This window comes from Bacillus cereus group sp. BfR-BA-01453 (assembly GCF_022662915.1).
Classification (GTDB): domain Bacteria; phylum Bacillota; class Bacilli; order Bacillales; family Bacillaceae_G; genus Bacillus_A; species Bacillus_A paranthracis.
In genome coordinates this window covers 1-13913 of sequence record NZ_JAKUEN010000002.1, presented here as the reverse complement: position 1 = coordinate 13913, position 13913 = coordinate 1, and the positions used below count along the sequence as shown (strand labels likewise).

Genomic DNA, 13913 nt, shown 5'->3' with positions numbered 1-13913 from the left:
GTAGTTGTGTAAGCATTTTAATAGATTGCATTGTTTTCATAATACTTACTCCCTTTCTCCTCTAATTTTCACATAGTATATAACACATAATTCTGAATGTAAATACATTTTAAATATTACGTTATTTCTTAATATACAGCTACCCTTCTTTCATACTCTTTTATTTCTTGTTCATACTGCATTGTAATACTAATTTCATCTAAACCATTGAATAATTTCTCTTTCCACATTTTCTCGATTGTAAAATGAAACCTGTTCGTACTCGTTGTAATGACTTCATTCTCTAAATCTACTTCTATCTGTTCTCTCGCATCCGTTTTGGCAAGTTGTTCCCGCATTTCTTTATCCATTACAATTGGTAACATACCATTCTTCATACAATTCATATAAAAAATATCTGCAAACCCTCCCGCGATAATTACGCGGAAACCATAATCAGCAAGTGCCCAAGGTGCGTGTTCTCTTGAAGAACCACATCCAAAATTATCACCTGTAATTAATATACTTGCCCCTTTTCTATCCGGTGCATTAAGTGGGAAATTAGGGTTTTCGTTTCGTTCATTATCATATCGCCACTCATCAAATAAATATTTTCCAAACCCCGTCCTTTCAATTCTCTTTAAATATTGCTTCGGAATAATTTGATCTGTATCAATGTTATCATTCATAAGTACTGCGGCAGTACCTTTATGAATACGAAATGGCTCCATCATAACTCTCCTTTCTAGTATCAACAAAATGACCATATAACGCAGCTGCTGCCGCCATTGCTGGGCTAACTAAATGCGTTCGTGCTCCTTTTCCTTGCCTCCCTTCAAAATTACGATTTGAAGTTGAAGCGCAATGCTCTCCTTCAGGTACTTGATCTGGATTCATTCCAAGACACATGGAACATCCAGGTTCTCTCCATTCAAATCCTGCTTCTTCAAATATGTGATGTAGTCCTTTTTGCATCGCCGCGTCCCTTACTCTTTTCGATCCAGGCACAACGAGTGCTCGCACACCTTCTTTTACCTTTCTCCCTTTCACAACAGCTGCAGCAATTTCTAAATCAGAGAGCCTGGAATTTGTACAAGATCCAATGAAGACATGCTGAACTGGAATGTCATACGTACTTTGTCCAGGGCTTAATCCCATATAAGAAAATGCTCTTTCGTCATTTACATCATGTTTTTCTGGCAATTTCTCATCAATACGAACTCCCATACTCGGATTTGTTCCCCACGTAACGTATGGCGCTAAATCTGTAACATCTATCGAAATATGTAAATCATAAATTGCATCTGCATCTGTATAAAGTTCAGACCATTTCTTCTCGAAAGTTTCATAGTCTCTCGGTGCATATTTACGTCCTTTTACATAAGCAACTGTTTTTTCATCTGGCGCGATAATACCTGCTTTTGCTCCTCCTTCAATCGCCATATTACAAAGCGTCATTCTCTCTTCCATCTCCATAGCCTGAATCGTCTCTCCGTAAAATTCCATTACGTATCCAGTTCCAACTGCTACACCGTACTTTGAAAGGAGATGCAAAATAATATCTTTTGCGTAAACACCTTTCTGTAATTTTCCTTTTAGTTCAATTCCCATCGCTTTCGGTTTTCTTTGCCACAGCGTTTGCGTTGCCAATACATGTTCCACTTCACTCGTACCAATACCAAACGCTAGCGCACCAAACGCACCGTGCGTCGCTGTATGACTATCACCACAAACAATTGTTTTTCCTGGCTGCGTGAGCCCAAGTTCTGGCCCTATAACATGAACGATCCCTTGTTCTTCATCTCCGATATCCGCTAACGGCACCTGAAATTGTTTACAATTTTCCCGAAGTGTATCTAGTTGCTGCTTCGCAATGCGATCGGTAATATTCCAAACATCTTTCGTTGGAATATTATGATCCATCGTTGCGAACGTTAAATCTGGTCTGCGTACCGTTCGATTTGTAAGCCGCAAGCCTTCAAAGGCTTGCGGTGACGTTACTTCATGAACAAGGTGCAGATCGATATATAATAAATCTAATCCATTTTCATTTGTCGCAACTACGTGTCTTTCCCAAAGTTTATCTAGCAACCTTTTCCCCATTATCTTCCTCTCCCTACTAGTGCTTGCTCTTCCATTTCTTGCATTACTGCCTTCGTAAATGAAGTTGTCGTTTCAGTCCCCCCGATATCCGCTGTACATTTTCCTAATTTAAGGACTGCTGAAATCGCTTCTTCAATTGCACACCCTTCTCTCGTTAATCCGAACGATTGCCCAAGCATCATGGCAACAGAGCGCATCATCGCAATTGGATTTGCCTTATTTTTTCCGGCAATATCTGGCGCTGATCCGTGAATAGGCTCGTATAGCGAAGGGCCCTTTTCCGCGTGACTTGCTGACGGAAGCATTCCTAATGATCCAGCTAATACGGAAGCTTCGTCACTTAAAATATCCCCAAATAAATTTTCTGTTACAATTACATCAAACCGTCCTGGATTCCGAATTAACTCCATCGCAGCTGCATCTACTAAAATATGTTCTAGTTCAACATCTGGATAACGAAGTGCTACTTCTTCTGTTACAGTTCTCCATAGTTTACTAGATTCTAAAACATTCGCCTTATCAATAGATGTTACTTTTTTCTTCCGTTTACTTGCTAATTGAAAAGCATAAGAAACGATACGTTCAATTTCATGGCGATGATACGTAAGTGTATCCGTTGCTACTTCGTCGGTTCGTTCTTTCGGATAAGAAAAATAAATCCCACCTGTTAATTCACGAACGACAACGAAATCAATTTCATCAGCCTTTTTTAATGGCGATAAATGTGCCGTTGCACTTTCTACCGTTACAGGGCGAACGTTCGCAAATACACCGAGCCCTTTTCTTAAAGCTAATAATCCTTTCTCTGGTCTTTCTTTCGCACTATCCCACCTTGGTCCACCAACTGCTCCTAGTAAAACCGCATCACTTGCTAAACAAGCGGCAAGCGTTCGTTGTGGTAATGGTTGCCCATTTAAATCGATAGCACTCCCGCCGAAGTACTCATCTTGCAAATGAAAATGATGACCATATAACCTTTCTACCATATGCAATACTTCCTTCGCACTTTCCATAACTTCCGGTCCAACCCCATCACCAGCTAAACAAACGATACGTTTTTCCAATTTCAACACCCCTTTTAACTGAATTTTCAGAACTTTAATTTGATAGGTGAGAATAGCCCCTCTCACCTATCAAACACTTATTTCACAAGCTGGATAAAAGATTTCAATTTCCCCGCTGCGTGGACATATGCTCTCGCCGACGCTTCCAATACGTCTTGCGCAACACCAAAACCTGATACTTGATGTGTTCCTTCTTTTAATTCAACATGAACATGAGCCAGTGCATCTTGACCTTGTGTAATAGATTGTATGCGATAATCCGCCAATTCACATTCTAATCCTAAAATTCTTTGGATTGCATTATAAATTGCTTCAATACTACCAGAGCCAGTAGCTGCATCTTCGAATACATTTCCTTCCTCATCTTTTAGTACAACTGTCGCACATTGTGTACTATTTGATACGAAATGTACTTGCAGTTGCGTAATATTATATTGCTGAGCCGCAAATGCTGCTTCACCAAGCATAAGTGCTCGTAAATCTTCCTCCGTAATTTCCTTCTTACGATCAGCTAATTTTTTAAACGCTTCAAACACTGCATCTCGTTCTTCCTTTGTAAATTCATAGCCAAGCTCTTTCATTTTTTCTGTAAACGCGTGACGTCCAGAATGTTTTCCAAGTACAAATAAGTTTTGAGATTCGCCTACTAACTCTGGTTCAATAATTTCATACGTTGTCACTTCTTTTAATACACCATCTTGATGAATTCCGGATTCATGAGCGAATGCATTCGCTCCCACGATTGCTTTATTTTTCGGTACAACCATACCTGTTAATCTGCTTACTAATGTACTTGTCGCTTTAATTTCTTTTAGCGTCATAGAAGGCTCTGCTTGATAGAAATCTTTTCTAATATGAAGAGCAACTGCGACTTCTTCTAATGCCGCATTCCCTGCTCTTTCACCAATTCCATTAATTGTTCCCTCTACTTGCAATGCTCCCCCTTCAACTGCAGCTAGCGAATTTGCTACAGCCATCCCAAGATCATCGTGACAATGACAAGAGAAAATTGCTTTTTCATATGAAGGAACGGATTCTTGTAAGTACTTAAAAAGAGAATAATATTCTTCTGGATTCGTATATCCAACTGTATCTGGAATATTAATTACATTCGCTCCTGCACGAATCGCAACTTCTACTGCCTCAGCTAAAAAATCTCTTGATGTTCTTGTCGCATCTTCTGCTGAAAATTGTACTGTCGGAAATAACGACTTCCCAAGTGTAACCGAGCGGTAAATACTATCTAATACATCTTCTTTTGACATACAAAGTTTATATTTCATATGAATATCACTCGTAGCTAAAAATACGTGTAAACGGGGAGATACCGCACCTTTCACAGCTTCATATGCTCTTCGAATATCACTTTCTTTCGCTCTAGCTAAACTCATAACTGTAGCATTTTGAATCGTATTTGCGATACGTTTTACCGATTGAAAATCCCCTTCGGAAGCTGCTGCAAAGCCAGCTTCCATAACATGAATCCCTAGTCTTTCTAATTGCCTTGCAATTTGCAATTTCTCTTGTTCATTTAAATTCACTCCTGGTGATTGTTCGCCATCACGTAGCGTCGTATCCATGAACAAAATCTGCTTCATATTATTTCATCCCTACCTTTACTCGCGGCTGTACGAAAGGCATCATTTCACGTAATTTACGTCCAACTACTTCGATTTCGTGTTCATTCTCTTTCTCATTTGTCGCATGGAAATTCGGTCTTCCTGCTTTATGCTCTGCAATCCAACCTCTTGCAAATGTACCATCTTGAATTTCTGCTAGCACTGTACCCATCGCTTTCTTCGTATCTTCCGTTACAACGCGTGGCCCTGATACGAAGTCGCCCCACTGCGCTGTATCTGAAACTGAATATCTCATATTTTCAAGTCCACCTTCATACATAAGATCAACAATAAGTTTCAGTTCATGTAAACATTCAAAATATGCAAGTTCCGGCTGATATCCCGCATCAACTAACGTTTCAAATCCAGCTTTTACTAGCGCAGTTACTCCGCCGCAAAGTACAGCTTGCTCTCCAAATAAGTCTGTTTCTGTTTCTTCTTTAAATGTCGTTTCTAATACACCAGCTCTCGTCGCTCCAATTCCATCGGCATAAGAAAGTGCCTTTTCAGTCGCAACTCCTGTTGCATCTTGGTATACTGCAAATAATGCAGGAACAGCTCCTCCTTCAGCAAACGTACGACGAACTAAATGTCCCGGCCCTTTTGGTGCTACTAAAAATACATCTACATTCGCTGGTGGTTTCACTTGATCAAAGTGAACATTAAATCCGTGTGCAAAAACGAGAGAATTTCCTGCCTGTAAATTTGGCGCAATTTCCGCTTCATATACTTCTGGTTGCAGTTCATCTGGCAGTAAAATCATTACTACATCAGCCTGCTTTGCTGCTTCTGCTACTGTATATACAGAAAATCCATCTTCTTTCGCTTTATCCCAAGACTTCCCTTTTCTTAAACCTACTACTACATCAAATCCGTTATCACGTAAATTTTGCGCATGCGCATGACCTTGCGAGCCATATCCAATGATTGCTACTTTCTTTTCCTTTAATACATTTACCGTTACATCTTTTTCATAATAAACTTTTGCCATTTTCATTTCCCCCTATATTTAAATGATTATTGAATTAACATAACTTGCTTATCTTGTTTTTTCATACTACGCGTAAAAGCTGTTACACCTGTTCTTGCAATTTCTTTCAAACCGTATGGACGAAGTAATTCAATTAATGCTTCTACTTTCTCCTGTGTACCTGTTACTTGCACAACTATGGAATCCTTCCCAACATCTATTACAGCGGCTCGAAACGGTTCAATTAAACTGTATAATTCTGCTCTTGCTACTGATGTTGCTACTTTAATAAGTGCGAGTTCTCTTGCAATCATCGCTTCTTCTGTAATATCTGATACTTTCAAAACATCAATTTGCTTATGAAGTTGTTTAATTAACTGCTCTACTTGCTGTTCATTTTCAACGTGTACAACAATCGTCATCCGCGATATGTCCGATGATTCCGTATGACCTACTGAAATACTTTCAATATTAAAATGTCTTCGTGTCATAACACCTGTAATTCGGTTTAACACACCACTTTGATTTCGAACTGTTGCTGTAACAATTCTCTTCACCTTTTTTCCACTCCCTCCATTTGGTGAACACCTTTCCCGGGCGCAACCATTGGCATTACCTTTTCTGATTGAAGTACACGGCAATCAATTACGACTGGTTCTTGTAATTCAATTGCATGCTGCAATTGTTTCTTCGCAAGAAGTGGATCATCTATGCGAACTCCTTTTATGCCATACGCATTCGCAAGAGCAACGAAATCTGGTTGACACGATAGTAAAGAGTGCGAATATCTTTTGTTATAAAATTCATCTTGCCATTGTCTTACCATTCCTAAAGCTTCATTATTTAAAATAAATACTTTAACAGGTAAAGAGTGTTCTTTTAACACACTTAATTCTTGCAGTGTCATTTGAAATCCAGCGTCACCAACAATTGCAATAACTAGTTCTTCAGGCTTTGCAATTTGTGCACCAATTGCTGCAGGAAATCCGAATCCCATCGTTCCTAATCCTCCTGAAGTTACCCATTTATCTGGATTTTTCAGCGGATAATATTGGGCTGCCCACATTTGATGTTGCCCCACATCTGTCGTTACAATCGCTTCTCCTTTCGTAATTTCATATAGCATATCAATTGCATATTGAGGTTTAATACTTTCAGAATTTCGTTTATAGGAGAATGGATACTTTTCTTTTCTATGCTTTAATAAAGAGATCCACTCATGATGATTTTCTTTCCTTCCTTCTGGTTGAAGTAATACTTGGAGCGCTTGCTTAGCACTTGCAACAATAGGAATTTCAGTCGGCACATTTTTTCCGATTTCTGCTGGATCAATATCAATATGCGCGACAGTCGCCTCCTTAGCAAAATAAGCTAAATTTCCAGTAAGACGATCATCGAATCTCGCACCTATATTAATGAGTAAGTCGCATTCATATAACGCCATATTAGCTGTGTAAGAACCATGCATTCCTCCCATCCCTAGAAAAAGCTCTTCATCTGGCGGAAAGCCACCAAGACCAAGTAATGTATGCACAACAGGAATTTCGTATTTACGAGCAAAACTTGTTAATTCTTTCGAAGCTTTCGCATGCAATACACCTGCTCCAGCTAAAATTAATGGCTTGTTTGCAACCATAATTGCTTGTAATAATTTGTTTATTTGAAGTAGATTCGGTTCATAATTCGGGTTGTATCCTGGTAAATCCATTTGCGCATCACTACATCGTTCGCCTTGCTCTACTACCATATCTTTCGGAAGGTCAATAACGACTGGCCCTGGTCTTCCTGTTCTAGCAATATGAAATGCTTCTTTAATAATTCGAGGTAAATCTGAAGCCTTTCGCACTTGATAATTATGTTTTGTCACCGGCATCGTAAGCCCCATAATATCGGCTTCTTGGAAAGCATCACTTCCAATTAACGTTGTCGCTACTTGCCCTGTGAATACAACAAGTGGTAACGAATCAATCATCGCATCTGCTAGACCAGTAATCACATTTGTAGCACCCGGTCCACTCGTTGCAATGACAACCCCTGGATTGCCAGTAATTCTGGCATATCCTTCAGCAGCATGAATAGCACCTTGTTCATGTCTCGTTAAAATATGCGGAATTTCACAGTCATAGAGTGCATCATAAAGAGGTAAAACAGCACCACCAGGATAACCAAAAATCACTTCTACTCCTTCCTTTTCTAGCGCTTCTAACAATAGCTGTGCACCAGTTGCCAGTTTCTCTTCCGTTTTTGAAGACATTGTTCTTATAAGCCCCCTTTTCAAAACTTTTATCAATAAAAAAAATCCTACGTCCACACTCCAGCTATGTGCTGAAGGGACGAAAGATTTCGCGGTACCACCCTTCTTTGCAAGAATACTCTTGCCTCAGTGACTCATAAAATGAGTCTAGCTAATAACGGAGCTACCGTCTAAGCCTAGACAAATGCTTCAGCTTAGCACTCAAGGGCGATGTTCGTCGACGTGAACCATCGGTTTCCAGCAACCACCGACTCTCTGTGAGGCTTCACAATCAACTACTCCTCCCTATCAACGCTTTCTTATGTTATAAAAAGTTGTTATCCAACTTTATTTTCTTCGTAAATTTTCTCTCCATCTTCTATAACTAACTTTCGGAATTCTTCTAGTAAACGATTCGTATGTGGACCCGTTTGCCCTAAACCAATCGTTCTACCATCTACTGTCGTAACAGCAATTACTTCCGCAGCCGTTCCTGTTAAAAATACTTCATCAGCTACATATACATCATGTCTTGTAAATAACTCTTCTCTAACGTCATATCCAAGTTTTTCACCAATTTCTAAAATAGCGTTTCGTGTAATGCCTTCTAACGCTCCAGCAGAACTTGGTGGTGTAATTAATTTATTTCCTTTTACAATAAATACGTTATCCCCTGAGCCTTCAGCTACGTATCCTTGATCATTTAACATAAGCGCTTCTTGTACTCCAGCCAATTTCGCTTCGATGCGAACTAAAATATTGTTTAAATAATTTAAAGATTTTACTTGAGGCGACAATACATCTGGACGGTTTCGGCGCGTTGCAACTGTTACAACTGGAATCCCTTTTTCATAATATTCTTGCGGGAATAAAGATAGTTGCTCTGCAATTACTACTACATTCGGTTTTTTACAAGAATCAGGATCTAACCCAAGATTTCCTGCTCCTCTCGATACAACTAGGCGAATGTATCCATTAGATAATTTATTTTGTCGAATCGTCTCAACAACAATATTCGTTACTTCATCTAAAGAATATGGAATTTCTAACATGATGGATTTTGCTGATTCATATAACCGGACAAGATGCTCTCTCAAACGGAAAACATTACCGCTATAGACTCTAATTCCTTCAAATACTCCATCTCCATATAAATAACCATGATCATATACTGATACTTTTGCCTCGTCTTTTGGAACAAATTCTCCATTTAAGAAAATCCATTGCTCGTTCACTGGAAAGCGCCTCCTATGTTCTATGAATTTTTTATTGTTTCCTAGTTTACTCTCCTTTCTAAATAAATCAAGTGAATTTTTAGAAAATTTATAATTTTTATTCGTACGTACATCTTTAATTATATTGATTTAACAACATTGTTAACGTTTACAAAAAGTCAAAAAAATTTTTTCGTCAATTTCCATTAAAAAAATATTTGCTTAAAAGAAGGATTTTCGTCAATTGATACGAATCTATTGTATTCAATAAACGGACGTCCGTTTTTATAAATTCGGGAATATACAACGACTTTTGCTGAAAAAGGGGGGAAATAGTAAAAATAACGCTGTCTAAAAATAACATTCATATTTTCCATTTCGGAATCATAATCCTATTTTAAAAAAACAATTTGTCAAAATGAAGGAGGAAATCAATATGGCGTGTGTACAAATTAAAGGAACGAGACAAGAGGTAGTAGAAATGCTTCAACTATTTGATCTAATGGATACGAAAGGTTTTTGTAAATTCGATAATTATGTAAAGGTAGAACCAAATAATAAAAAACATAACAATTTTATTGCTTCCATCGACATCCATTCAAATACTTCTTCCGCCCAAGATACTTTAAACGATCAATTCGTAAGCCAAATGCTTACTGGTGTATATAACGACTAAACAAATAAAGTGAAATTTTAATCAGTGGGGGTTTTCTTCATCCCCCACCTAACTTCTTTGCTTTCGCTGCATTTTGAGGTGGGGGTCTTACTGCCCATTAAAGTCGGCTAAATGTATCCTACCATCTTTCATAAATATATGCGATGTACTTGAGCATACTAGCAACTAGATGGTAGGAGGTGAGAATTATGGCTAGAATCGGTGTTGAAAACTCGCTAACAGATGTTCAGCAAGCTCTTAAGCAACAAGGACATGAAGTCGTTCCCCTTAACTCCGAACAGGATGCACAAGGATGCGACTGTTGCGTTGTAACTGGGCAAGATTCTAATATGATGGGTATCGCAGATGCATCAATTAAGGGTTCAGTAATTACAGCTCATGGTTTAACAACGGATGAAATTTGTCAACAAGTTGAAAGTCGCACTTAAAAAATGAAAGAGGACCCCTTTTGAAAAGGAGTCCTCTTTTTTATATTCACCTAACGGGAAAGTAACATATACTGGATGAAAGCCCTACCTCTCTCTCATCATTACGGTTCCACTGACCGCTCCTTGATTCACTAGTATACCTATAAAGCCTATAATTATAATTTATAGGGTTTGTTCACAAAAGTTGTTGGTAAGATTACCCGATCTTTCGCAAACTTTTCGTATTATATTTATAAGATTTATTTACTTTACACTAGCTGTAACCGAGACACGAATTAAAATTTTAACATCAATACGATAACTTGTCAACATTTTTTACAAATTTAAAACAGACAGTAACGGTTTGTCTGTTTTAGAATGGAGCTTTTTCTTTTATTACATATACAACAAAGCCGCTTACTAACATACATAAGCCAACTACTAAGTTTTTGATATTAATCATAAATTCCTCTCCCTTATTCCACACATCATATATATTTACAGTTCATTTATTCCGATCATCATAAAGCACACTTGTTCTAATATATCATAATTCCTAAAAAATGCAAGTTCACTTTTGACGATTATTTACAAATTTATCTACAGTGCTTGGTACAGTATTTAAAGCCTTCTCAATTAAATGTGTACTACTATTGAGGTGCAATACTTGCACACCGTTAGAACCAACTACTAAAAAAGCAACTGGGCTAATAGAAACCCCAGCCCCGCTCCCGCCTCCAAATGGATGACTTTGTTTGTGCTCTTTATGTTGCCCTTGTCCGTTCTTATGTTTTTCGGAAATAAAATCACCTTTAAAATCACTTCCGCCAGCTCCAAAACCAAAGGCCACTTGAGATACTGTTAATACTACATTTCCGTCAGCTGTTGAAACCGGGCTGCCAACAATTGTATTTACATCTACCATCTCTTTTAAATTTGTCATTGCTGTTTTCATTAAATTTTCAATTGGATGTTCCATTATGTATTGCACCCTTTCCTCATTATTCTTTTTTATACTTTCCAAAATAGAGGAAGTCATACTAACTTTTCCTATTTCAAAAAAACAATCTTCACCTTTTAAATGGATATTACTCCCTGTACATACTCGGATAAAAAGGGAAAAGAGATACATACTACTATTGAACCTTGTTATGAAAGGAGTCATGACTTTGACTGAGAAATTTGATGAGTATAAAAAAAGAGATAGAATAGATAGTGATTATAGTGACTATAAAGAAGAATATGCAGCTGAGGTTGCACCACAGCGCATTGATTATGATTACGATGAGAAGGAACATAAAGATGATGTAAGATCGTCCGCTGCTGGATCAACGGCTGGCTTTATCGCTCTTGCCTTATCTATCTTATCACTTTTCACCTTCCCAACATTATTCGGTCTTGTTTCTGTACTACTAGGTATTTACGCTTATAACCGCGGAGCTACTGTAACTGGTGGTATCGCTGCGATTGTCGGCGGAATTGCAGCACTCATTGCAATTTTATTCCGAGTAGCGCTTATCGGCTTATTGTTCTCCCTCTTTTAAAAAGAAAAAGGTATCTCGCTTATGCGGGATACCTTATCCTGTAAATACATCTTCTGACGGATATTTAATTTTTTGTTTTGCTGGTCGCGCTAAAGAAAATACAAGTGTTAACGGTCCGATTAATCCACAAAACATAACAAACATAATCATACATTTTCCAAACGCTGATAACTTTGCAGTAATTCCCATCGTTAATCCTACCGTTCCAAACGCTGAAATTGTTTCAAATAGTAACTGAATAAAACTGAAGTCTTCTGTAAGCATTAATATAAATACTGCTGCAAAAATGAGAATTTGACTGGCCACAGCAATTGCTAATGCTCTCGTTACTGTCGACATTTTAATTGTGCGCTGAAATAATACGATTTCCTCTTTCTTTCTAAAGAAAGAAAGAACAGATGTAACTAAAATAACAAACGTTGTTAATTTAATCCCTCCACCTGTTGATACACTTCCTGCACCAATAAACATTAAAACCATCGTAAATAATATAGATGATTCTTCCATTCCACCGTAGTCAACTGTATTAAATCCAGCCGTACGAGGAGTAATCCCTTGGAAAAAAGAAGCCCATAACTTTTCATTTAACGGTAAATTCCCTAACGTCTTCACATTATTATATTCCAATACAAAAATCACAATCATCGCTATCACATTTAGCGCTACCGTTCCAATAATCATGATTTTGGAATGAAGCGATAGCTTTCGAAAACTCCGGCTATACCATATATCAATTAGTACGGTAAATCCGAGACCACCTATTACGATTAAAGAGCAAATCCCAATATTAATAATCGGATCGCCTACATACCTCGTTAAATTATCCGGCCATAGAGCAAATCCGGCATTATTATAAGATGCGATCACGTGAAAAATACTATAGTGTATACCTTTTCCAAAGCCAAACTCTGGAATAAAGCGAAACGATAAAAAGATAACCCCAATCAACTCAATACAAATTGAAAATATAAAGACACGTTTTACTAATTTTACAAGACCACCTATATTCGTCTGATTAAATGCCTCTCCAATTAATAAGCGATGACGTAATCCGATTTTTTTACCTAATACCCAAACAATTAAAATGGCAATTGTCATAAGACCTAAACCGCCCGTTTGAATTAAAAACATAATTACAATTTCGCCAAACATCGTAAACGTACTTGCAGTATCTACTACTCCCAACCCCGTTACAGTTGCTGCTGACGTTGCCGTAAAGAAAGCATCTACCCAACTAATATGTACTTTCGTTGCGAATGGTAACTTTAATAACAAACCGCCAACCACAATTAAGCAGAAAAAACCTAATGCTAATATTTGTGGTGGATTTAATCGTATAAAACGATTATACAGCCTTTGTCTTTTTGTTACTTCCATATTCACTAGCTCCCTTTTCCCCCTCATAACTAAAGGCTTATAAAAAACCTTAAATAGCAGGATAAACCTTATATTCTTATAATATAGTTGAGCATAATCCTTTTTTTCATAGTTTTCAACTTTTATTTATACTCGAACTTCACTTCATTTATGAAAAGACTCTTTCTATTATAAGTATCCTTACTCTATAACTCTCACAACAATCATTTTATATGTATCATTGCTTAAATCCTCATATCTTTCACTCTATGTTCACATAGGGGTCACATCTATCTTTTATAGTATATGTATCGGAGCTGTTCCTCCCTAATTTATAAGACATTCCCCAGTGTCTTGAACAGCTTTCCATCCCTAATTAAATTGACATAAATTGTCCCCTTCCTTTGGCCATCCTGTGTGATGGTCTTATTTTTTTGTCTTTCTATCTTCTATTTAAAACTCCCTCTCTCTTTCACTCTATGTTCACATGGGGGTCACATCTATCTTTTATAGTATATGTATCGAAGTTGTTCCTCCCTAATCTATAAGACATTCCCCAGTGTCTTGAACAACTTCCATCCCTAATTAAATTGACATAAATTGTCCCTTCCTTTGGCCATCCTGTGTGATGGTCTTATTTTTGTCTTTCTATCTTCTATTTAAAACTCCCTCTCTCTTTCACTCTATGTTCACATGGGCGTCACATCCACATTTTATAGTATATGTATCGAAGTTGTTCCTCCCTAAT

The 13913-nt window shown here is 37.7% G+C and carries 14 protein-coding genes and 1 other annotated feature; of the genes, 3 read left to right on the top strand and 11 right to left on the bottom strand.

Translation table 11 applies throughout. The features are described from left to right. Positions 1 to 128: 128 nt before the first annotated feature. The 8 genes from leuD to ilvE form a co-directional block, all read right to left on the bottom strand. Positions 129 to 710, bottom strand: a complete 582-nt coding sequence (gene leuD / locus MR070_RS04790) for a 3-isopropylmalate dehydratase small subunit (protein ID WP_242260674.1) — start codon at positions 708 to 710, stop codon at positions 129 to 131. Beyond that, the gene (gene leuC, locus MR070_RS04785; RefSeq protein ID WP_242260672.1) at positions 688 to 2082 is read right to left on the bottom strand and encodes a 3-isopropylmalate dehydratase large subunit; all 1395 of its coding nucleotides are present in this window, start codon (positions 2080 to 2082) and stop codon (positions 688 to 690) included. Before leuC ends, leuD begins: the two co-directional genes overlap by 23 nt. Next, positions 2082 to 3146 carry a 3-isopropylmalate dehydrogenase gene (gene leuB, locus MR070_RS04780; protein ID WP_000415369.1) on the bottom strand — a complete coding sequence of 355 codons (1065 nt, stop codon included), beginning with the start codon at positions 3144 to 3146 and terminating at the stop codon, positions 2082 to 2084. The genes leuC and leuB overlap by 1 nt, the downstream gene beginning before the upstream one ends. A gap of 77 nt (positions 3147 to 3223) precedes the next feature. Beyond that, the gene (gene leuA / locus MR070_RS04775; protein ID WP_242260670.1) at positions 3224 to 4744 is read right to left on the bottom strand and encodes a 2-isopropylmalate synthase; all 1521 of its coding nucleotides are present in this window, start codon (positions 4742 to 4744) and stop codon (positions 3224 to 3226) included. Between the two features lies 1 nt (position 4745). Continuing rightward, complete coding sequence (gene ilvC, locus MR070_RS04770; RefSeq protein ID WP_001151733.1) at positions 4746 to 5756, bottom strand: ketol-acid reductoisomerase; 1011 nt, start codon at positions 5754 to 5756, stop codon at positions 4746 to 4748. A 26-nt stretch (positions 5757 to 5782) separates the two neighbouring features. Further along, positions 5783 to 6292, bottom strand: coding sequence for an acetolactate synthase small subunit (ilvN, locus tag MR070_RS04765; protein ID WP_000822948.1), 510 nt, complete (start codon positions 6290 to 6292; stop codon positions 5783 to 5785). Continuing rightward, complete coding sequence (gene ilvB, locus MR070_RS04760) at positions 6289 to 7989, bottom strand: acetolactate synthase large subunit (RefSeq protein WP_242260669.1); 1701 nt, start codon at positions 7987 to 7989, stop codon at positions 6289 to 6291. Before ilvB ends, ilvN begins: the two co-directional genes overlap by 4 nt. Positions 7990 to 8061: 72 nt before the next feature. Beyond that, positions 8062 to 8290 (bottom strand) — a binding site (T-box leader). Positions 8291 to 8306: 16 nt separating this feature from the next. Then, the gene (ilvE, locus tag MR070_RS04755) at positions 8307 to 9203 is read right to left on the bottom strand and encodes a branched-chain-amino-acid transaminase (protein ID WP_001005497.1); all 897 of its coding nucleotides are present in this window, start codon (positions 9201 to 9203) and stop codon (positions 8307 to 8309) included. Between the two features lie 415 nt (positions 9204 to 9618). Here ilvE and MR070_RS04750 point away from each other — a divergent pair, with 415 nt between their 5' ends. Then, positions 9619 to 9858 (top strand): DUF3911 family protein, encoded by a 240-nt coding sequence (locus tag MR070_RS04750; protein ID WP_242260666.1) that lies wholly within the window; start codon positions 9619 to 9621, stop codon positions 9856 to 9858. A gap of 188 nt (positions 9859 to 10046) precedes the next feature. After that, the gene (locus tag MR070_RS04745; RefSeq protein ID WP_000101003.1) at positions 10047 to 10286 is read left to right on the top strand and encodes a YkuS family protein; all 240 of its coding nucleotides are present in this window, start codon (positions 10047 to 10049) and stop codon (positions 10284 to 10286) included. Between the two features lie 352 nt (positions 10287 to 10638). Here the strand turns inward: MR070_RS04745 and MR070_RS04740 are convergent, their stop codons facing one another. Continuing rightward, positions 10639 to 10728: a hypothetical protein gene (locus tag MR070_RS04740; RefSeq protein WP_000608225.1), complete on the bottom strand. Its 90-nt coding sequence runs from the start codon at positions 10726 to 10728 to the stop codon at positions 10639 to 10641. A 108-nt stretch (positions 10729 to 10836) separates the two neighbouring features. Then, a complete protein-coding gene (ytfJ, locus tag MR070_RS04735) occupies positions 10837 to 11304 on the bottom strand; it encodes a GerW family sporulation protein (protein WP_002071000.1) in 468 nt (155 codons plus the stop codon). A gap of 112 nt (positions 11305 to 11416) precedes the next feature. Between ytfJ and MR070_RS04730 the strand changes: the two genes are divergently transcribed. Then, positions 11417 to 11809 carry an imidazole glycerol phosphate synthase gene (locus MR070_RS04730; protein WP_001997037.1) on the top strand — a complete coding sequence of 131 codons (393 nt, stop codon included), beginning with the start codon at positions 11417 to 11419 and terminating at the stop codon, positions 11807 to 11809. A 33-nt stretch (positions 11810 to 11842) separates the two neighbouring features. Here MR070_RS04730 and MR070_RS04725 read toward each other — a convergent pair whose 3' ends face one another. Further along, positions 11843 to 13186 carry a TrkH family potassium uptake protein gene (locus tag MR070_RS04725; RefSeq protein WP_000454132.1) on the bottom strand — a complete coding sequence of 448 codons (1344 nt, stop codon included), beginning with the start codon at positions 13184 to 13186 and terminating at the stop codon, positions 11843 to 11845. Positions 13187 to 13913 lie beyond the last annotated feature (727 nt).